Origin of the sequence: Pseudomonas sp. LAIL14HWK12:I10, assembly GCF_900184205.1 — a bacterium.
Taxonomy (GTDB): Bacteria; Pseudomonadota; Gammaproteobacteria; order Pseudomonadales; family Pseudomonadaceae; genus Aquipseudomonas; species Aquipseudomonas kermanshahensis.
In genome coordinates, this window is record NZ_FXWU01000013.1 from 95,307 (window position 1) to 114,717 (window position 19,411).

At 61.3% G+C, this 19,411-nt stretch carries 19 protein-coding genes; 14 read left to right on the forward strand and 5 right to left on the reverse strand.

Going from position 1 to position 19,411, the window contains the following annotated elements; all coding sequences use genetic code 11:
• Positions 1-82 precede the first annotated feature (82 nt).
• The 5 genes from QOS90_RS23840 (at position 83) to moaE (ending at position 4,166) form a co-directional block, all read left to right on the forward strand.
• A complete protein-coding gene (locus tag QOS90_RS23840; protein ID WP_085273973.1) occupies positions 83-1,219 on the forward strand; it encodes a polysaccharide deacetylase family protein in 1,137 nt (378 codons plus the stop codon).
• 266 nt (positions 1,220-1,485) lie between these two features.
• A complete protein-coding gene (locus QOS90_RS23845; RefSeq protein WP_027595314.1) occupies positions 1,486-2,880 on the forward strand; it encodes a PhoH family protein in 1,395 nt (464 codons plus the stop codon).
• Positions 2,881-3,001: 121 nt separating this feature from the next.
• A complete protein-coding gene (gene moaC, locus QOS90_RS23850) occupies positions 3,002-3,472 on the forward strand; it encodes a cyclic pyranopterin monophosphate synthase MoaC (RefSeq protein WP_027595315.1) in 471 nt (156 codons plus the stop codon).
• A complete protein-coding gene (locus QOS90_RS23855; RefSeq protein WP_027595316.1) occupies positions 3,472-3,717 on the forward strand; it encodes a MoaD/ThiS family protein in 246 nt (81 codons plus the stop codon). The genes moaC and QOS90_RS23855 overlap by 1 nt, the downstream gene beginning before the upstream one ends.
• A gap of 2 nt (positions 3,718-3,719) precedes the next feature.
• The gene (moaE, locus tag QOS90_RS23860) at positions 3,720-4,166 is read left to right on the forward strand and encodes a molybdopterin synthase catalytic subunit MoaE (RefSeq protein WP_027595317.1); all 447 of its coding nucleotides are present in this window, start codon (positions 3,720-3,722) and stop codon (positions 4,164-4,166) included.
• 159 nt (positions 4,167-4,325) lie between these two features.
• Here moaE and rhlB read toward each other — a convergent pair whose 3' ends face one another.
• Both rhlB and QOS90_RS23870 read right to left on the reverse strand, forming a co-directional pair.
• Positions 4,326-5,789 carry an ATP-dependent RNA helicase RhlB gene (rhlB, locus tag QOS90_RS23865; protein WP_027595318.1) on the reverse strand — a complete coding sequence of 488 codons (1,464 nt, stop codon included), beginning with the start codon at positions 5,787-5,789 and terminating at the stop codon, positions 4,326-4,328.
• 101 nt (positions 5,790-5,890) lie between these two features.
• Positions 5,891-6,547, reverse strand: coding sequence for an alpha/beta hydrolase (locus QOS90_RS23870; protein WP_027595319.1), 657 nt, complete (start codon positions 6,545-6,547; stop codon positions 5,891-5,893).
• A gap of 331 nt (positions 6,548-6,878) precedes the next feature.
• Here QOS90_RS23870 and QOS90_RS23875 point away from each other — a divergent pair, with 331 nt between their 5' ends.
• The 4 genes from QOS90_RS23875 (at position 6,879) to QOS90_RS23890 (ending at position 11,036) form a co-directional block, all read left to right on the forward strand.
• Positions 6,879-7,907 (forward strand): amino acid ABC transporter substrate-binding protein, encoded by a 1,029-nt coding sequence (locus QOS90_RS23875; protein WP_027595320.1) that lies wholly within the window; start codon positions 6,879-6,881, stop codon positions 7,905-7,907.
• A 67-nt stretch (positions 7,908-7,974) separates the two neighbouring features.
• The gene (locus QOS90_RS23880) at positions 7,975-9,153 is read left to right on the forward strand and encodes an amino acid ABC transporter permease (protein ID WP_085273974.1); all 1,179 of its coding nucleotides are present in this window, start codon (positions 7,975-7,977) and stop codon (positions 9,151-9,153) included.
• A gap of 10 nt (positions 9,154-9,163) precedes the next feature.
• On the forward strand, positions 9,164-10,261 hold the full coding sequence (locus tag QOS90_RS23885) for an amino acid ABC transporter permease (protein ID WP_027595322.1): 1,098 nt from the start codon (positions 9,164-9,166) through the stop codon (positions 10,259-10,261).
• A 10-nt stretch (positions 10,262-10,271) separates the two neighbouring features.
• Positions 10,272-11,036 (forward strand): amino acid ABC transporter ATP-binding protein, encoded by a 765-nt coding sequence (locus QOS90_RS23890; protein WP_085273975.1) that lies wholly within the window; start codon positions 10,272-10,274, stop codon positions 11,034-11,036.
• A gap of 116 nt (positions 11,037-11,152) precedes the next feature.
• Here the strand turns inward: QOS90_RS23890 and algW are convergent, their stop codons facing one another.
• Entirely contained in the window at positions 11,153-12,313 is a 1,161-nt protein-coding gene (algW, locus tag QOS90_RS23895; RefSeq protein WP_027595323.1) for a Do family serine endopeptidase AlgW, read from the reverse strand.
• 214 nt (positions 12,314-12,527) lie between these two features.
• On the opposite strand from algW, the gene QOS90_RS23900 reads away from it, so the two are divergent.
• From QOS90_RS23900 to cysN, 3 genes are all read left to right on the forward strand, one after another.
• A complete protein-coding gene (locus QOS90_RS23900) occupies positions 12,528-13,286 on the forward strand; it encodes a Nif3-like dinuclear metal center hexameric protein (protein ID WP_027595324.1) in 759 nt (252 codons plus the stop codon).
• A 266-nt stretch (positions 13,287-13,552) separates the two neighbouring features.
• Positions 13,553-14,470, forward strand: coding sequence for a sulfate adenylyltransferase subunit CysD (gene cysD, locus QOS90_RS23905; RefSeq protein ID WP_003251799.1), 918 nt, complete (start codon positions 13,553-13,555; stop codon positions 14,468-14,470).
• Between the two features lie 15 nt (positions 14,471-14,485).
• Positions 14,486-16,387 (forward strand): sulfate adenylyltransferase subunit CysN, encoded by a 1,902-nt coding sequence (gene cysN, locus QOS90_RS23910; RefSeq protein ID WP_085273976.1) that lies wholly within the window; start codon positions 14,486-14,488, stop codon positions 16,385-16,387.
• 85 nt (positions 16,388-16,472) lie between these two features.
• Here the strand turns inward: cysN and QOS90_RS23915 are convergent, their stop codons facing one another.
• Positions 16,473-16,952, reverse strand: coding sequence for an Lrp/AsnC family transcriptional regulator (locus QOS90_RS23915; protein WP_027595326.1), 480 nt, complete (start codon positions 16,950-16,952; stop codon positions 16,473-16,475).
• Between the two features lie 127 nt (positions 16,953-17,079).
• On the opposite strand from QOS90_RS23915, the gene QOS90_RS23920 reads away from it, so the two are divergent.
• Positions 17,080-18,276 carry a methionine gamma-lyase gene (locus tag QOS90_RS23920; RefSeq protein ID WP_085273977.1) on the forward strand — a complete coding sequence of 399 codons (1,197 nt, stop codon included), beginning with the start codon at positions 17,080-17,082 and terminating at the stop codon, positions 18,274-18,276.
• Between the two features lie 57 nt (positions 18,277-18,333).
• Here the strand turns inward: QOS90_RS23920 and QOS90_RS23925 are convergent, their stop codons facing one another.
• Complete coding sequence (locus tag QOS90_RS23925; protein ID WP_085273978.1) at positions 18,334-19,032, reverse strand: hypothetical protein; 699 nt, start codon at positions 19,030-19,032, stop codon at positions 18,334-18,336.
• Positions 19,033-19,207: 175 nt separating this feature from the next.
• Between QOS90_RS23925 and QOS90_RS23930 the strand changes: the two genes are divergently transcribed.
• The coding region (locus QOS90_RS23930) for a helix-turn-helix domain-containing protein (RefSeq protein WP_143503703.1) at positions 19,208-19,411 on the forward strand (204 nt) is incomplete at its 3' end.

Consider the following 19,411-nt stretch of genomic DNA (forward strand, 5'->3'; position numbering starts at 1 on the left):
CCAAACTATGCCGACGATAGTCACAGACCATCGCCAAGCCAGGCGCTATAGTGCGCGTTTTGCTGTTGCGGAGCTTCCCACCGTGCGCATTGCATCGGCCTTGCTGGCCACGCTGTTGAGCCTGGCCGTGCAGGCCGCCCCATCACCCCAGGCAAGCCTGGATCGCAGCCTGTGGCCCGAGCAGTTGGATAGCCCGGCGCTGTTCGACGTGGCCTCGCGGGCCGAGATCCTCTCGTTCGCCCAGGTGCTGCACGAGAGCGAACTGCTGGACGATGGCGCACTGGCGGCCCGGTTAGGGTTGCGGCAGATCAACCTGCAAAAGGTCCGCTTGGTGCGGGCACGCCTGTGGCAGCGTTTGTGGCAGGGTTATCAACAGGCCCAGCGCAGCTGCGAACAGGATGCTTCGTTCTGCTACCCGGTCACGTCGATGGCGGAATTGCGTACGCAGGCAGCGACTTTCGCTGCAGATGTCGGCACGTTTTATACCGGCTGGATCGAGCCGAGCCATCAGTTCCATGTCCGCTACCTGGATGAGCAACTGCGCAAGGCAGCCCTGTTGCCGAACACCAGCAGCGAGGTCGAGCGCCTTTCCAACCGGGAACGCAATGGCGATGAGCTCAACGATCGCATGTTCCTGCTGACCTTCGTGGGGGGCCCAGGGCCCGACGGCGGCTATACCGATACCCTCACCCATTACCTGCGTCGGCAAAAGCTTGAAGGCACGTTCTTCGTGCTTGGCAATCGCCTGCAGCAACGCCGTGACGCTGTTACCGTGGAGGCCCTGCGACAGCTCTATCGCGGGCAATGCGTGGGTATTCAGGGCTGGGAGTACCGCTCTCATGCCCAGTGGCAGGGCTGGCAGGATTCGTTGTGGCGCAGCCAGGCGCGGGTGCAGGCTGACCTGCCGGCGCAGTACGTGCCGCTGTTCCGCCCGCCTTATGGCCAGCGTCGAGCCGATGGCGAAGCGTTCATGGCCAGCCAGCAGTTGCAGGTGTCGTTGTGGGATATCGATGCCCAGGATGAGGGCCCGTTAAGCGCAGAGGCCTCGGCGCAGCGGGTGCTGACCTTGATGCTGCTGTGGCGCAAGGGGGTGATCCAATTCCATGACAGCCTGCCCAAGGCACAGCCGGCGGTGGAATGGTTGTTGCGCAGCACCGCGCAGAGCGGCATTGGCTGGGAGGGCTGCCACGCTTATGGGCATCGTGAGCAGGGGGACTAATATCTGACTGTAGACCTCACTCGCCCCCTCGCCAACCCCTGTTCGTCAATCGGAAAAATAAACTTCACCTGCGCGTAAAAATGCTTTTTTTAGTCATCGTTTATGCGGTATGAAGAAACCAGACAGCCGAGCCCTGCAGCACAGGTGGCGTCATCCACCGTGTCAGGTTCGCTTCCCGCCCGTAGCAACGCGGATACGGGAAGACCGGCAGTCACTCTGCGGCGCAGCAGACCGCGCCGTGTGGCTTCGACATAAGGTGACCGAGTATGGATGACCAAGGACGCAACCCTTCCTCCAGCAAGCCAATCCTGTATGTGCTCGATACCAACGTCCTGATTCACGACCCCAACGCATTGCTCAACTTCGAGGAGCACCACGTCGCCATTCCGATGACGGTGCTGGAGGAACTCGACAAGCTCAAGACCGGTAAACAAAGCATCGCCGCCGAATGCCGCCAGGCCATTCGCCTGATCGACCAGACCTTAGGTAACGCCTCGCCCAGCGATGTCGAGCAGGGCGTGCCGATCCAGCGCAACAAGAGTGGGCCCAAGGGCTTCCTGTCCATCCTGATGACCCCGCGCAACGAGCCGAACAAGCTGCTGCCGGAAAACCTCAACGACAACATCATCATCAACCAGTTGCTCGAAGTACGGGCCCGGCGCACCGACCTTGACGTGGTGCTGGTCACCAAAGACATCAACATGCGCCTGAAGGCGCGTGCTTGCGGTATCGCGGCCGAGGACTACAGCACCGACCAGTTGGTCGATGACGTGTCGCTGTTGTCCAAGGGCTACCATTCGGTCACCGGCTCGTTCTGGGACCGGGTCAGCAAGGTCGACACCCGCCAGGAACGGGGCCGCACCTGGCACCGTGTGCAAATGATCGACAACCTGCCGGCAGTGCATATCAACGAGTTCATCATCGATGAACAAGGCTTCGTCGGCTGGATCAAGGGCATCCGCGATGATGAACTGCTGCTGCTCGACCTGCATCAGGAACCCCTGTTGCACCAGGAAGCCTGGGGCCTGAAACCGCGAGACATCCATCAGAGCCTGGCCCTGTTCGCCTTGCTCGACCCGGATATCCACCTGGTCAACCTGACCGGCGCCGCCGGCTCGGGCAAGACCATCCTGGCCCTGGCCGCGGCCATCGAGCAGACCATGGTCAGCAAGCGTTACCGGCGCATCATCGCTACCCGCAGCGTGCAGGGGCTGGACCAGGAGATCGGCTTCCTGCCGGGCACCGAAGCGGAGAAGATGGAGCCCTGGCTGGGTGCCATCACCGACAACCTCGAAGCCTTGCACATGGATGACGAGAGCACTCACGGCAGCGTCGAGTACATCCTTGAGCGGGTGCCGCTGCAGTTCAAGTCGCTGAACTACATTCGCGGTCGCAGCTTCCAGCAGAGCCTGATCCTGATCGATGAGTGCCAGAACCTCACGCCGCACCAGATGAAAACCATCATCACCCGTGCCGGCTCCGGTTCCAAGGTGGTCTGCCTGGGCAACCTGGCGCAGATCGATACCCCTTACCTGTCCGCGACCAGCTCGGGCCTGACCTACCTGACCGAGCGCTTCAAGGACTTCCCCCATGGCGTGCACATCACCCTGCAGGGTGTGCCACGGTCGGTACTGGCCGAGTACGCCGAGTCGCATCTGTAACCCACCCAGCCGGGCGGTACGCCGCCCGGCCTCTTCGCGGGGCAAGCACCGACAGTACATGCCACTGCTCAAACCTGACCCACAGGTTTACACTCTGTGTTCCCTTCACAGGAGCAGAGCAGTGCTGACACATCTTGATTCCCAGGGGCGGGCCAACATGGTCGACGTCACTGAAAAGGCCGTGACCGAGCGCGAGGCGATTGCCGAGGCGCGGGTGCGCATGTTGCCGCAGACCTTGCAGATGATCGTCGACGGTGAGCACCCCAAGGGCGATGTGTTCGCCGTGGCGCGCATTGCCGGTATCCAGGCGGCGAAAAAAACCAGCGACCTGATCCCGCTGTGCCATCCGCTGATGCTGACCAGCGTCAAGGTCGAGCTCAGCGCCGAAGGGCAGGACGCAGTGCGCATCGTCGCCCGCTGCAAGCTGGCCGGCCAGACCGGCGTCGAGATGGAGGCACTGACCGCTGCCAGCGTTGCCGCGCTGACGATCTACGACATGTGCAAGGCCGTGGACAAGGGCATGGTGATCGAGCAGGTGCGCTTGCTGGAAAAACTCGGCGGCAAGAGCGGCCACTACAAGGTGGACGCGTGATGAAGGTCAAGGTGATGTATTTCGCCCGTTACCGGGAATTGCTCGGGCTCGATGCCGAACGCGTGGAAGGTGACTTCGCGGTGATCGACGATGTGCGCAAGGCGCTGGTGGCCAAGGGCGGGCAATATGAATTGCTGGCGGAGCAGAACCTTATGTGCGCGCGCAACGAAGAGCTGTGCCGGCTCGACGAGCCGCTGCAAGAGGACGACGAAGTGGCGTTCTTCCCGCCGGTGACCGGAGGCTGAGCATGACGGTGCGAGTGCAGCACGGGGCGTTTGACCCGGGTGTCGAGGTCAATGCCATGCATGCCGCGAATGTCGGCGTGGGCGCGGTGGTCGGGTTTGTCGGCTACGTGCGTGATTTCAATGATGGCCGCGAGGTGGCCGGGATGTTCCTTGAGCACTACCCGGGGATGACCGAGAAGGCGTTGGCCAAGATCGTGGTCGAGGCCGAGCAGCGCTGGCCCTTGCTCAAGGTCGAGGTGTTGCACCGGATTGGCGCGTTGGAGCCTGGCGAGCCGATCGTTTTCGTCGGTGTGGCCAGTGCCCATCGGCAGGCGGCGTTCGATGCCTGCAACTTCATCATGGATTACCTGAAGACCCGGGCGCCGTTCTGGAAGAAGGAAAACACCCAGGACGGGCCGCGCTGGGTGGAAGGGAAGCAGAGTGACCAGGATGCGGCGGGGCGCTGGTAAGCCGATCGGTGTACTTCGGAAGCAGCACGGCCTCTGTAGGAGCAGCCTTGTGCTGCGAAAGGGCCAGTGCTAACACCAACGATGACTGTGTTGTCACCGGCCTCTTCGCAGCGCAAGGCTGCTCCTACAGAGATCGCGAATTACTGGGCTCTGCGTGCCTCAATGATGCTTGCGCGGCACCGGCTTGAGCAGCTCATCCGGCGGCATCTCGCATTTGATCTTGCGCCCCAGCAGCTCTTCGATCGCCGGCAGTTGGTAGGAATCGTCCTCGCCGGCAAAGCTGATCGACACGCCACTGGTCCCCGCGCGGCCGGTACGGCCGATGCGGTGAACATAGTCATCGGCATCTTCGGGCAGGGTGAAGTTGATCACGTGGCTGATGCCATCGATGTGGATACCGCGGCCCGCCACGTCGGTGGCCACCAGCACGGTAATCCGGCCTTCACGGAAGCTCTCCAGCGTACGAATGCGCTTGTGCTGCGGCACGTCACCCGACAGTTGGGCGGCGTTGATACCGTCGCGCACCAGCTTCTCTTCGATACGCCGCACTTCATCCTTGCGGTTGGCGAACACCATCACCCGTTCCCACTTGTTCTGGGTCACCAGGTTGTACAGCAGCTTGTACTTGTCGCTGCCGGCCACCGCGTAGACGTGCTGCTCGACCGTCTCGCTGGCGACGTTTTCTGGCTCGATCTCGACGATGGCCGGGTTGGTGGTCCACTGCTTGGCCAGGTTCATCACGTCTTCGGTGAAGGTGGCGGAGAACAGCAGCGTCTGGCGTTCGCTTTTCGGCGGGGTCTGGCGAATGATCTGACGTACCTGTGGGATAAAGCCCATGTCGAGCATGCGGTCGGCTTCGTCCAGCACCATCACTTCGACCATGTCCAGGTGCACTTCACCGCGCTGGTTGAAGTCCAGCAGGCGGCCCGGCGTGGCGACCAGAATGTCGCAATGACGCGCTTCCAGGGCCTTGAGCTGCTTGTCGAAGTCCATGCCACCGACAAAGCTCATGACGTTCAGGCCGGTGTACTTGGTCAGGGCGGCGGCGTCCTTGGCGATCTGCACCACCAGTTCGCGGGTTGGCGCGATGATCAGCGCGCGCGGTTCGCCCATGAAGCGTTCTTTGGGCGGCGGCGTCTGCTGCAGCTGGGAAATGATCGAGATCAGGAACGCGGCGGTCTTGCCGGTGCCGGTCTGGGCCCGGCCGATCGCATCCTGGCCGCGCAGGGTGTAACCCAATACCTGCGCCTGGATCGGCGTGCAGTAGGGGAAGCCCAGGTCGTGGATCGCGTGCATCACTTCACTGGACAGCTTGAAGTCGTGGAAGCGGGTTTTACCTTCCTGCGGCTCTACCACGAAATCTTCCAGCTTCCACAGGCTGGCCTGCGGCTTTGGCTTGCGTTCGCGGCGCGGTTTGTCCTTGGCCGGTTTGTCGGTGGCGGCAGGCGCTTGGGCCTCAGGGCTGGCGTCGGCGAGTGTTGGGGCCGGCTGAGGCGCTGGCTGAGACTGGGGCTGAGCCACAGCAGCGGGAGCAGGCGCGGGCGTTTTCACGCTGGCAGCGGGATCGACGGCCTGAGGCGCGGCGTCTCCTTTGCCGAATATTTTTTTGAGTGCCTTGAGCACGATCGTCTCATCAACTGGTTAAGGAATGTACGCCGGGCAGTGTAAAGCAAGAACTGGACACGGCGTAGCGGAATACACCTACAACGACGGGCGAGCCTGGCTTATTGCAATTGCTGGCTCAACCAGCCGTGGATGTCGCTCAGTTCGTTGATGGCCACTTCATGCTCCATCGGGTATTCGTGCCATTGGGCGGCAACACCCCAAGTATTCAGGTATTCGAAGGCCGTGCGCCCCATCGAAGGGATAACCACCGGGTCGTGCACGCCATGCAGGCACAGGGCCGGGGTGCGTTGCTGGCAGGCGCTGAGCTCGTGGGCATCGTTGAAGGTGGGCGCGTAGGTGGACAGCGCGATCACCCCGCCCAAGGCTTCTTGCCACTTTATATAGGCAGTGTGCAGCACCACAGCGCCACCTTGGGAGAAACCGGCCAGGAAAATCCGCGACAGATTGATGCCCTTGGCCTGTTCGGCCTTGATCAGGGCGATCACCTGTTCGGCCGATTCCTCCAGTTGCGCCTCATCGATGGCGCGCGCCGGGGTCATGGCCTTGATGTCATACCAGCTGGGCATGGCATAGCCGCCATTGATGGTGACTGGGCGGGTAGGGGCCTGGGGCATGATGAACCGGGTACTGAGCAGTCGTTCCTGCATGAATTCGGCAACCGGTAGGAAGTCGTAACGGTCGGCGCCCAGGCCGTGCAACCAGATCACACAGGCGTCGGCGGTTTTCTGCGGTTCGAGAATCAGCGGGTTGGTCATGACTGCTCCGAAAGTGTGCGTGTCTTGTTTTCGTGTGCGTAAAAAGAAGGCGCTGCAAATGATTGTCGGAAAAAGAATGTCGCAACGATACAACTTTCCCTACTTGACGAGCGCTTAAACGCTTTAGCCGTCAACTGTGGTACGCCCTTTGCTATGAATCATCCGATGCAAGGGTCAGGCCGTGACGGTAACACCCTTTGCACGTGAAGGCTGTCATAGAACAGCCCATTGCGCCATTGACCCAATAACAAGCCAACACGGGTCGGATACGCCTCAAAAGGGTGCGGTGCAATTCCGGCTCGGTACAACAAGAGCGATTTGGAGGTTGTGAATGAAGATGTTGAAAACCACCCTGGCAGTCCTGACCGCTGCCGCTGCGCTGGGCGCTGTGACAACCGCCCAGGCCGGCGCCACGCTTGATGCGGTAAAGAAGAAGGGCTTCGTCCAGTGTGGCGTGAGCGACGGTCTGCCAGGCTTCTCGGTACCTGATGCGCAAGGCAAGATCGTCGGTATCGACGCCGATGTCTGCCGCGCCGTCGCTGCCGCCGTGTTCGGCGATGCGACCAAGGTCAAGTTCAGCCAGCTCAACGCCAAGGAACGCTTCACTGCGCTGCAGTCTGGCGAAGTCGACGTGCTGTCGCGCAACACCACCTGGACCAGCTCGCGCGATGCCGGCATGGGCCTGGTGTTCGCCGGTGTCACCTACTATGACGGCGTCGGCTTCCTGGTCAACAAGAAGCTGGGGGTTTCCAGTGCCAAAGAGCTCGATGGCGCGACCATCTGCATCCAGGCCGGTACCACCACCGAGCTGAACGTTTCCGACTACTTCCGCGCCAATAACCTGAAGTACACCCCGATCACCTTCGACACCTCCGACGAAAGCGCCAAGTCGCTGGAGTCCGGCCGTTGCGACGTGCTGACCTCGGACAAGTCGCAGCTGTTCGCCCAGCGTTCCAAGCTGGCCGCGCCGACCGACTACGTGGTGCTGCCGGAAACCATCTCCAAGGAACCCCTGGGCCCGGTGGTGCGCAAGGGCGACGAAGAATGGTTCAGCATCGTCAAGTGGACCCTGTTCGCCATGCTCAACGCCGAAGAGGCCGGCATCACGTCGAAGAACGTCGAGGCTGAGGCCAAATCCACCAAGAACCCGGACAACGCCCGCCTGCTTGGCGCTGACGGCGAGTACGGCAAAGACCTCAAGCTGCCCAAAGACTGGGTAGTCCAGATCGTCAAGCAAGTGGGCAACTATGGCGAAGTGTTCGAGAAGAACCTGGGCCAGAGCACTGACTTGAAGATCGACCGTGGCATGAACGCCCTGTGGAACAACGGCGGCATCCAGTACGCGCCACCTGTGCGCTGATGGCTGCACCCTGCGGCGGCATCCCGCCGCCGCAGGCTGTTCGAATCCCTACTGTCCGGGGCACTTCATGCAAAATCGAATCGGCGCACAAAAGGGGCTATCCCTGAACGATCCGCGTGCGCGCGCGTGGTTGTTCCAGGTTCTCACGATCGTCTTCGTGGTGGGCCTGGGCTGGTACCTGTTCCACAACACGCAAACCAACCTGCAACACCGGGGCATCACCTCGGGCTTCGACTTCCTCGACCGCAGTGCCGGCTTCGGCATCGCCCAGCACCTGATTCCTTATGTGGAATCCGACAGCTACGCGCGGGTGTTCGTCATCGGCCTGCTCAACACGCTGCTGGTGACGTTCATCGGCGTCATCCTGGCGACCGTTTTGGGGTTCATCATCGGGGTGGCACGGCTGTCACCGAACTGGATGATCAACAAACTGGCGACCGTGTATGTGGAGACCTTCCGCAACATTCCGCCTTTGCTGCAGATTCTGTTCTGGTATTTCGCGGTGTTCCTGACCCTGCCAGGGCCGCGGGGCAGCATCAACATCAACGAGCTGTTCTTCATCAGCAACCGTGGCCTGAACATGCCCGGCGCCTCGATGGCCGATGGCTTCTGGCCGTTTGTCATTGCCCTGGCGCTGGCGATCGCGGCCATTGTGGTGATGGTGCGTGTTGCCAACAAACGCTTCAACGAGACCGGTGAGCCGTTTCACAAGTTTTGGGTGGGGCTGGCGCTGTTCATTGCCATCCCTGGCCTCTGCGTGCTGCTGTTCGGCAGCCCCGTGCACTGGGAAGTGCCGCAGTTGAAGGGCTTCAACTTCGTCGGTGGCTGGGTGCTGATCCCGGAACTGCTGGCATTGACCCTGGCGCTGACGATCTATACAGCGGCGTTCATTGCCGAAATCGTGCGTTCCGGCATCCGTTCGGTCAGCCATGGCCAAACTGAAGCTGCGCGTTCGCTGGGCCTGCGCGAGGGCCCGACCCTGCGCAAGGTGATCATCCCCCAGGCACTGCGGGTGATCATTCCGCCGCTGACCAGCCAGTACCTGAACCTGGCGAAGAACTCGTCGCTGGCGGCCGGTATCGGCTACCCAGAGATGGTCTCGCTGTTCGCCGGTACAGTGCTCAACCAGACCGGCCAGGCCATCGAGGTGATTGCCATCACCATGAGTGTCTATCTCGCCATCAGCATCAGCATTTCGCTGCTGATGAACTGGTACAACAAGCGCATTGCGCTGATCGAGCGGTGAGGATACGCCCGTGAATGCTCACGTTTTCAAACCTGACATGCCGCCACCGGTGAAGACCGTCGGCGTGCTCGCATGGATGCGTGCCAACCTGTTCTCCAGCTGGCTCAATACCCTGCTAACCCTGTTCGCCCTTTATTTGGTGTGGCTGATCGTACCGCCTTTGCTGCAATGGGCGCTGATCGATGCCAACTGGGTCGGCACCACCCGCGCAGACTGCACCAAGGAGGGCGCCTGCTGGGTGTTCGTGCAGCAGCGCTTTGGCCAGTTCATGTACGGCTACTACCCGACGGAACTGCGCTGGCGCGTGGACCTGACCGTGTGGCTGGCCGTGCTCGGCGCCGCGCCGCTGTTCATCAAGCGCTTCCCGCGCAAGGCCGTGTATGGCCTGGGCTTCCTGGTGCTGTACCCGGTTCTCGCCTACACCCTGCTGCATGGCGGCTACCTGGGCCTGGAAAGCGTGCCGACTAGCCAGTGGGGCGGGCTGATGCTGACCCTGGTGATCGCCACCGTGGGTATCGTCGGTGCGTTGCCGCTGGGCATCCTGCTGGCATTGGGGCGGCGTTCGCGGATGCCGGCGGTGAAGGTGGTCTGCGTGACCTTCATCGAGTTCTGGCGCGGCGTACCGTTGATCACCGTGCTGTTCATGTCCTCGGTGATGCTGCCGCTGTTCCTGCCCGAAGGCATGAGCTTCGACAAGCTGCTGCGGGCGATGATCGGCGTGATCCTGTTCCAGTCGGCGTACATCGCCGAGGTGGTGCGCGGTGGCCTGCAGGCCATCCCCAAGGGGCAATACGAAGCGGCTGCGGCCATGGGCCTGGGCTACTGGCGTGCGATGGGCCTGGTGATCCTGCCCCAGGCGCTGAAGCTGGTGATCCCCGGCATCGTCAACACCTTCATTGCCCTGTTCAAGGACACCAGCCTGGTCATCATCATCGGCCTGTTCGACCTGCTCAACAGCGTCAAGCAAGCGGCGGCCGACCCGGCCTGGCTGGGCATGGCCACCGAGGGCTACGTGTTCGCTGCGCTGGTTTTCTGGATTTTCTGTTTCGGTATGTCCCGCTACTCCATGCACCTGGAGCGCAAGCTGGACACTGGCCACAAGCGTTAGGAGTTTCGAAATGAGTGAAGCGATCAAGCAGCCTGCTGGCCCCGAAGGCATCATCCAGATGCAGGGTGTGAACAAATGGTACGGCCAGTTCCATGTGCTCAAGGACATCAACCTGAATGTGCGCCAGGGCGAACGCATCGTGCTGTGCGGGCCATCCGGGTCGGGCAAGTCGACCACCATCCGCTGCCTTAACCGGCTTGAAGAGCACCAGCAGGGGCGCATCGTCGTCGATGGCGTCGAGCTGACCAACGACCTCAAGCAGATCGAGGCGATCCGCCGTGAGGTGGGCATGGTGTTCCAGCACTTCAACCTGTTCCCGCACCTGAGCATTCTGGAAAACTGCACACTGGCGCCGATGTGGGTGCGCAAGATGCCGCGGCGCAAGGCCGAGGAAATCGCCATGCATTATCTGGAGCGGGTGCGTATCCCTGAGCAGGCGCACAAGTACCCGGGGCAGTTGTCGGGCGGCCAACAGCAGCGCGTGGCGATTGCCCGGGCGCTGTGCATGAAACCGAAGATCATGCTGTTCGACGAGCCGACGTCGGCGCTCGACCCAGAGATGGTCAAGGAAGTGCTCGATACCATGGTGGGCCTGGCCGAGGACGGCATGACTATGCTCTGTGTCACCCACGAGATGGGCTTTGCCCGCACCGTGGCGAACCGGGTGATCTTCATGGACAAGGGGGAGATTGTGGAGCAGGCGGCGCCGGATGATTTCTTCGACCGGCCGCGCAGTGATCGGACCAAGTTGTTCTTGAACCAGATTTTGCATTGATGCTGTTGGGGCCGCTTTGCGGCCCATTCGCAGCGCAAGGCTGCTCCTACAGGGCAATGCGATCCCCCTGTAGGAGCAGCCTTGTGCTGCGAATGGGCTGCAAAGCAGCCCCAGTGTTACTTCTCTTCCTGCGTCGTCGCCGGAGCAGGCGGCGGCCGCAGCCCCACCTCGGCGACCAGCTTCAGCTGCTGCCCATTGCGCATCACCTCGATGGTGATCTTCTCGTTGGGCTTGATCCGCGCCACCTGGTTCATCGACTTGCGCCCGTCACCCGCCGGCTCGCCGTTGATGCTCATGATCACGTCACCCAGCTGCAGCCCGGCTTTTTGCGCCGGCCCTTCGCGGAAGATCCCCGCCACGACGATGCCTGGGCGATTCTGCATACCGAACGACTCAGCCAGTTCCTGGCTCAGCGGCTGCACTTCGATGCCCAGCCAGCCACGGATCACCTGGCCATGTTCGACGATCGACTTCATCACCTCCAGCGCCAGCTTCACCGGGATGGCGAAACCAATGCCCTGAGAGCCGCCGGACTTGGAGAAAATGGCCGTGTTGATGCCGATCAGGTTGCCGTTGGCATCGACCAGTGCACCGCCGGAGTTGCCCGGGTTGATCGCCGCGTCGGTCTGGATGAAGTCTTCGTAGTTGTTCAGGCCCAGCTGGTTACGGCCGGTGGCACTGATGATGCCCATGGTCACGGTCTGGCCGACGCCAAAGGGGTTGCCGATGGCCAACGAGACATCACCAATGTGGATGTTGTCGGAGCGGCCGATGGTGATGGCCGGCAGGCTCTTCAAGTCGATCTTCAGCACCGCCAGGTCGGTTTCCGGGTCGCTGCCGATCACCCGCGCCAAGGTTTCGCGGCCATCCTTGAGCGCTACCACGATCTGGTCGGCGCCACTGGTGACGTGGTTGTTGGTCAGCAGGTAGCCCTCGGGGCTCATGATTACCGCCGAGCCCAGGCTCGACTCCCAGCGCTTCTGCTTGGGCAGGTTGTCGCCAAAGAAGCGGCGGAACTGCGGGTCTTCGAACAGCGGATGGGCGCTCTTGTTGACCACCTTGGTGGTGTACAGGTTGACCACCGCCGGTGCGGCCAGGGTCACGGCGTCGGCATACGACACCGGGCCCTGCATGATCCGGGTGGTTTGCGGGGCCTGCTGCAGGTTGACGTCCTGGCTGGGCAGGCCGACCCATTGCGGGAAGCGCTGGATGATCAGCATGGCGATCAACACACCGGTGAGCAGGGGCCAGCCAAAGTAACGCAGAGCCTTGAACATGAACGAATCCTGGGAGTAGGGCGGGAGCCAGATAGCAGCGCCACGGGGCGCGAGCGCGCGCGATCATACACCTGAAACCGCTGATCGGCGAAGGCTTGTCTGGCCTGCACCCAGGCGGCTGACGCCGGTTTCCCCAAGGCCGGCGACGGCTCATAATGGCGGCCAGTATACGGGTGTTGAACCCGGCAAAAACGCAGATTTCGAGGAGATTTTCATGGCCGTCGCTCTGAACACCTTGGTCGAGGAAGCCGAGCGCTACCTGGGCAGTGCGAAGATCCAGGATTATTGCCCCAACGGGCTGCAGGTCGAGGGCCGCCCGCAGGTCAGCCGCATTGTCAGCGGTGTCACGGCCAGCCAAGCGTTGCTGGATGCTGCGGTCGAGGCCGAGGCCGACCTGGTGCTGGTGCACCATGGCTACTTCTGGAAGGGCGAGAACCCGTGCATCACGGGGATCAAGCAGCGTCGTTTGAAAACCCTGCTCAAGCACGACATCAGCCTGCTGGCGTTCCACCTGCCGCTGGATGTACACCCGGAGGTGGGCAACAACGTGCAGCTGGCGCGCCAGTTGGATATCACCGTCGAGGGGCCGCTGGACCCAGAAAACCCGAAAGTGGTTGGCTTGGTCGGTTCGCTGGCCGAGCCGATGACTGCACGGGATTTTGCCCGGCGGGTGCAAGAGGTGATGGGGCGTGAGCCGTTGCTGGTTGAAGGCGAGCAGATGATCCGCCGCGTGGGCTGGTGCACCGGGGGCGGGCAGGGGTATATCGATACCGCGATTGCCGCAGGGGTGGACCTGTTCATCAGTGGCGAGGCGTCGGAACAGACCTTCCACAGTGCTCGCGAAAACGGCGTCAGCTTCATCGCCGCCGGGCACCATGCCACCGAGCGCTATGGCGTGCAGGCCCTGGGCGACTACCTGGCCCGGCGCTTCGCCGTCGAGCATCTGTTCATCGATTGCCCGAACCCGATCTAACCCTTCCGGATCGCCCACAGCCCCTGTAGGAGCAGCCTTGCGCTGCGAAGAGGCCGGTACAGGTAAAGTGCCACCACTGGCCTCTTCGCAGCACAAGGCTGCCCCTACAACGACCGGTGGTGGGTAGCCAGAGCCCAAACCCCCAGTCATATCGTTAGATTGTTTCGATCTAGCCCGCCTCCTAAATAGAATCAGCCGCTGTGATAAAGTGGCTCGCTCGAACACGGCCCGCAGGCCGTCCATAAGATCGTTTTTCGTGAGTAGCCATGGTCGACAAACTGACGCACTTGAAACAGCTGGAGGCGGAGAGCATCCACATCATCCGCGAGGTGGCCGCCGAGTTCGACAACCCGGTGATGCTGTACTCGATCGGCAAGGATTCCGCCGTGATGCTGCACCTGGCGCGCAAGGCCTTCTTCCCGGGCAAGCTGCCGTTCCCGGTGATGCACGTCGACACCCAGTGGAAATTCCAGGAGATGTACAGCTTCCGCGACAAGATGGTCGAGGAAATGGGCCTGGAGCTGATCACCCACGTCAACCCTGAGGGTGTGGCGCAGGGCATCAACCCCTTCACCCATGGCAGCTCCAAGCACACCGACATCATGAAGACCCAGGGCCTCAAGCAGGCGCTGGACAAGCATGGTTTCGACGCCGCCTTCGGTGGTGCCCGCCGCGACGAAGAGAAGTCGCGCGCCAAGGAACGCGTCTACTCGTTCCGCGACAGCAAGCACCGTTGGGACCCGAAGAACCAGCGCCCCGAGCTGTGGAACGTGTACAACGGCAAGGTCAACAAGGGCGAGTCGATCCGCGTCTTCCCGCTGTCGAACTGGACCGAGCTGGACATCTGGCAGTACATCTACCTCGAAGGCATCCCGATCGTGCCGCTGTACTTCGCCGCCGAGCGTGAAGTCATCGAGAAGAACGGCACCCTGATCATGATCGACGACGAGCGCATCCTCGAGCACCTCTCCGAGGAAGAAAAGGCCCGCATCGTCAAGAAGAAGGTGCGTTTCCGTACCCTCGGTTGCTACCCGTTGACGGGTGCTGTCGAGTCCGAAGCCGAGACCCTGACGGACATCATTCAGGAAATGCTCCTGACCCGTACGTCCGAACGCCAGGGCCGTGTCATCGACCACGATGGCGCCGGCTCCATGGAAGACAAGAAACGCCAAGGCTACTTCTAATTTCAGGGTTACTCCATGTCGCACCAATCTGATCTGATCAGCGAGGACATCCTCGCCTACCTGGCCCAGCACGAGCGCAAGGAACTGCTGCGTTTCCTGACCTGCGGCAACGTCGACGACGGCAAGAGCACCCTGATCGGGCGCCTGCTGCACGACTCGAAGATGATCTACGAGGACCACCTCGAAGCCATCACCCGTGATTCGAAGAAGTCCGGTACCACCGGCGAAGAAGTCGACCTGGCGCTGCTGGTCGACGGCCTGCAGGCCGAGCGCGAGCAGGGCATCACCATCGATGTCGCCTACCGCTACTTCTCCACCGCCAAGCGCAAGTTCATCATTGCCGACACCCCGGGCCACGAGCAGTACACCCGTAACATGGCCACCGGTGCATCCACCTGTGACCTGGCGATCATCCTGGTCGATGCCCGCTACGGCGTGCAGACCCAGACCCGTCGTCACAGCTACATCGCCTCGTTGCTGGGCATCAAGCACATCGTCGTCGCCGTCAACAAGATGGACCTCAAAGGGTTCGACGAAGGCGTGTTCGAAGACATCAAGGCCGACTACCTGAAGTTCGCCGATGCCATCAACCTGACGCCGAGCAGCCTGCACTTCGTGCCGATGTCGGCGCTCAAGGGCGACAACGTGGTCAACCGCAGCGAGCGTTCGCCGTGGTACACCGGCCCTGCGCTGATGGAAATCCTCGAGACCGTGGAAGTCGCGGCCGACCGCAACTTCACCGACCTGCGCTTCCCGGTGCAGTACGTCAACCGTCCGAACCTGAACTTCCGCGGCTTTGCCGGCACCCTCGCCAGTGGTGTGGTGCACAAGGGCGACGAAATCGTCGTGCTGCCGTCGGGCAAGAGCAGCCGGGTCAAGTCCATCGTCACCTACGAAGGTGAGCTGGAAAACGCCGGCCCAGGCCAGGCCGTGACCCTGACCATGGAAGACGAGATCGACATCTCCCGTGGCGACCTGCTGGTGCATGCCGACAACGTCCCGCCGGTGACCGACCAGTTCGACGCGATGCTGGTGTGGATGGCCGAAGAGCCCATGCTCCCCGGCAAGAAATACGACATCAAGCGCGCCACCAGCTATGTGCCGGGCTCGATCGCCAGCATCACCCACAAGGTCGATGTGAACACCCTCGAAAAGGATGCGGCCAGCGCGCTGCAGCTGAACGAGATCGGTCGCGTCAAGGTGTCCCTGGACAGCGCCATCGCACTGGACGGCTATGACAGCAACCGCACCACCGGTGCGTTCATCGTCATCGACCGCCTGACCAATGGCACCGTTGGCGCCGGCATGATCATCGCGCAGCCAGTGCTGCCGCACGGCAGCACCGGCCAGCATGGCAAGCAGGCTCACGTGTCCACCGAAGAGCGTGCCCTGCGCTTCGGCCAGCAGCCGGCCACCGTGCTGTTCAGCGGCCTGTCCGGCGCTGGCAAGAGCACCTTGGCCTACGCCGTGGAGCGCAAGCTGTTCGACATGGGCCGTGCAGTGTACGTGCTCGATGGCCAGAACCTGCGCCACGACCTGAACAAGGGCCTGCCACAGGACCGCGCCGGCCGCACCGAGAACTGGCGCCGCGCCGCCCATGTGGCGCGCCAGTTCAACGAAGCCGGCATGCTGACCCTGGCCGCCTTCGTCGCCCCGGATGCCGAAGGCCGCGAACAGGCCAAGGCGCTGATCGGCAAGGAGCGCCTGGTGACCGTTTATGTCCAGGCCTCGCCAATCGCCTGCCGCGAGCGCGACCCGCAGGGCCTGTATGCTGCCGGTGGCGACAACATCCCGGGTGAAAGCTTCCCGTTCGATGTGCCGCTGGACGCTGACCTGGTGATCGATACCCAGAACACCAGTGTCGACGAAGGCGTGAAGCAAGTGCTGGATGTGCTGCGTCAGCGTGGCGCGATCTAAGCGCTGAGGCTGCATGAAAAACCCCGCTTCGGCGGGGTTTTTTGTGGCACCTGTTTAGCGTGCATTTGCAACGGGTAGCGCTGACTCAGATATGCTTTTCCGACACAGGAATCACGCGCCTCTCTTTCACTGCCTTGTACGAAAAACTCGAATAAATTTCTTTAACTCCTGGCAACCGCTGCAGTACTTCCCGGGTGAATTCCCCAAACGATTCAAGGTCCCGCGCCAGTATTTCCAGCAAGAAGTCATAGCGCCCGGAAATATTATGGCAGGCAACGATTTCGGGTATTTCCATCAACCGCTTCTCAAAGGCCAAGGCCATGTCTTTGGTATGCGAATCCATCATGATGCTGACAAAAGCGGTGACGCCAAACCCCAATGACTTAGGGGAAAGAATGGCCTGGTAGCCGGTGATATAACCGTTATCTTCCAGCAATTTGACCCGCCGCCAGCAAGGCGAGGTGGTCAGCGCTACCTGGTCGGCAAGTTCGGAGACGGTAAGGCGGGCGTTGTCCTGCAGGGCAGCGAGCAGGGCGCGGTCGGTGCGGTCTAGGCTCGAAGGCATGATTTGCCCTCCTGATCGAATAATTGTTGTTTTTGTTCCAAAAAGTGCTCGATTGCGTGGGCTATTTTGGAAAAACTCAGGCAGCTCGGTGGCATAAGCTTATAACAAACCACCAGAGGCTGTTGCCATGCGCGACTCCCATAACAACACCGGTTTTTCCACACGGGCCATCCACCATGGTTATGACCCGCTTTCCCACGGGGGCGCCCTTGTGCCGCCGGTGTATCAAACAGCGACCTATGCCTTCCCCACCGTTGAATATGGCGCTGCCTGCTTTGCAGGGGAGGAGGCGGGGCACTTCTACAGCCGCATTTCCAACCCGACGCTGGCCTTGCTGGAACAGCGCATGGCGTCGTTGGAAGGGGGCGAGGCCGGGCTGGCGCTGGCTTCGGGGATGGGGGCCATCACCTCGACGATCTGGACCCTGCTACGGCCGGGTGATGAACTGATTGTCGGGCGCACGTTGTATGGCTGCACCTTCGCCTTCCTGCACCATGGCATTGGCGAGTTCGGGGTGAAAATCCGTCACGTCGACCTTAACGACACTAAGGCACTCAAGGCGGCGATCACCAGCAAAACACGGATGATCTACTTCGAAACACCCGCCAACCCCAACATGCAACTGGTCGATATCGCGGCGGTGGCCGATGCCGCGCGTGGGCATGATTTGCATATCGTGGTCGACAACACCTACTGCACGCCTTATTTGCAGCGGCCCCTGGAAATGGGAGCCGACCTGGTGGTGCATTCGGCCACCAAGTACTTGAGCGGCCATGGTGATCTCACCGCAGGGCTGGTGGTGGGGCGCAAGGCGCTGATCGACCGGATACGCCTGGAAGGCCTCAAAGACATGACGGGCGCGGTGCTGTCGCCCCATGATGCTTCGCTGTTGATGCGCGGTATCAAGACCCTGGCCCTGCGCATGGACCGCCATTGCGCCAACGCGCAGCAGGTGGCGGAGTTTATCGCGCGCCAGCCGCAGGTCGAGTTTATCCACTACCCAGGGCTGCCCTCGTTTGCCCAGTACGAACTCGCTCAGCGGCAGATGCGCCTGCCGGGTGGCATGATCGCCTTTGAGCTCAAGGGTGGCATCGAAGCCGGGCGGCGCTTTATGAATGCCCTGCAGCTGTTCGCGCGGGCGGTGAGTCTGGGCGATGCCGAGTCGCTGGCGCAGCATCCGGCGAGCATGACCCATTCCAGCTATACGCCGAAGGAGCGGGCGCATCACGGGATATCGGAGGGGTTGGTGCGTTTGTCGGTGGGGCTTGAGGATGTGGAGGACCTGCTTGAGGATGTTGGCCAGGCGCTGATGGTTTGCAGTTGAAGCGGCTGTAGGGGCCCTGACATTGGCATAGCCGTGTCAGGGCTTTACGCCTGGAGATCAAACTTCATCAGGGTCGTTCAGGTACGCGGCGTTTCTTTCCAGAATATTCAGGCGCAACTCAAGAGGAAACTGGCCTTGTGTGCAAACATAGGTGTAAGGCACACCTTTGAACGTGCGCAACATCAAGGGCGTTTGCCGGCCTGCTGGGGCCAGACGCACAATTGCCTGGTCTTCAAGGCTGGCGAAAGTGATGGGTATGTTGTCGCAATCCAGCAACTCGAAGAGCGTTGGGTAGGTGTTATCGAAGGGGGAGGGTAAGGCGCATACGCAATTTTCCTTATGGATGTAAAGTGCGCGTGCGTAGCGAACCGAAGACCGAACGAACAACCGGTAGCCCTTTTCCACGCTGCGAAAGTAAAGGTGCAGCGGCGCGACATCGACTGCCTCAGCAACATAGCCAAGGTAATTCGATTCATCGCGCTTGCTGGGTTCAACCGGTTTTACAACTGGCGTGGGATTCTGCACATAGATAGGTTCCCGGCTTCCTCGGTTTCCACGGGTGGTTATCACGGTGTGGCGGAAAAAGCGGCCGGCCCATCCCGCGTGGGCAATGCCAGCCATCGTTGGTTTTTGCGGGGAGGAGGTAGAAGTGCCGCCGATCTCGGCTGGTCTGCCCAGCAGTTCATCAAGGAAATTGAAGCTACCGTTCACGGCCTCGACGGTGGCGATGAACGAGCGTTGTCGGTGAGTCAGCATAAGCGTTCTCCTGGGTTGAGTAGGCTTATGCAGGGTCAGGTAATGCCTGATCGATAGGCACTTGGAAATGCGTGCTGAGCATGTCAGATCAACCTGTTGCTAGTCTGGTGTTTCAGAAGTACCGCTGAAAATCTGAGCTAGGCTCTGTAGAAGCTCACTATCCAAGGGCATCGACATGGGTCGACCAGCAACCGTCATTATCCTTTCCGAAACTGAAAAGTCAGAGCTGCTACGCCGCATCAAGCTCCGTAAAGGCGCTCAGGACGCTCGATTGCGCGCGGAGATAATCCTCGCCTGTGCCGCAGGCGAGTCAGGAAATGACATCGCTCAGCGCTTGGGTACCAGTAAGGATGTGGTGTCACGATGGCGACAGCGTTTC

Excerpts from the sequence above, each read along its gene's own strand:
- QOS90_RS23845 (WP_027595314.1), top strand. The coding sequence starts at position 1,486 with ATGGATGACCAAGGACGCAACCCTTCCTCCAGCAAGCCAATCCTGTAT.
- QOS90_RS23855 (WP_027595316.1), top strand. The coding sequence starts at position 3,472 with ATGAAGGTCAAGGTGATGTATTTCGCCCGTTACCGGGAATTGCTCGGG.
- moaE (WP_027595317.1), top strand. The coding sequence starts at position 3,720 with ATGACGGTGCGAGTGCAGCACGGGGCGTTTGACCCGGGTGTCGAGGTC.
- QOS90_RS23870 (WP_027595319.1), bottom strand. The coding sequence starts at position 6,547 with ATGACCAACCCGCTGATTCTCGAACCGCAGAAAACCGCCGACGCCTGT.
- QOS90_RS23875 (WP_027595320.1), top strand. The coding sequence starts at position 6,879 with ATGAAGATGTTGAAAACCACCCTGGCAGTCCTGACCGCTGCCGCTGCG.
- QOS90_RS23880 (WP_085273974.1), top strand. The coding sequence starts at position 7,975 with ATGCAAAATCGAATCGGCGCACAAAAGGGGCTATCCCTGAACGATCCG.
- QOS90_RS23890 (WP_085273975.1), top strand. The coding sequence starts at position 10,272 with ATGAGTGAAGCGATCAAGCAGCCTGCTGGCCCCGAAGGCATCATCCAG.
- algW (WP_027595323.1), bottom strand. The coding sequence starts at position 12,313 with ATGTTCAAGGCTCTGCGTTACTTTGGCTGGCCCCTGCTCACCGGTGTG.
- QOS90_RS23900 (WP_027595324.1), top strand. The coding sequence starts at position 12,528 with ATGGCCGTCGCTCTGAACACCTTGGTCGAGGAAGCCGAGCGCTACCTG.
- cysD (WP_003251799.1), top strand. The coding sequence starts at position 13,553 with ATGGTCGACAAACTGACGCACTTGAAACAGCTGGAGGCGGAGAGCATC.
- cysN (WP_085273976.1), top strand. The coding sequence starts at position 14,486 with ATGTCGCACCAATCTGATCTGATCAGCGAGGACATCCTCGCCTACCTG.
- QOS90_RS23915 (WP_027595326.1), bottom strand. The coding sequence starts at position 16,952 with ATGCCTTCGAGCCTAGACCGCACCGACCGCGCCCTGCTCGCTGCCCTG.
- QOS90_RS23920 (WP_085273977.1), top strand. The coding sequence starts at position 17,080 with ATGCGCGACTCCCATAACAACACCGGTTTTTCCACACGGGCCATCCAC.
- QOS90_RS23925 (WP_085273978.1), bottom strand. The coding sequence starts at position 19,032 with ATGCTGACTCACCGACAACGCTCGTTCATCGCCACCGTCGAGGCCGTG.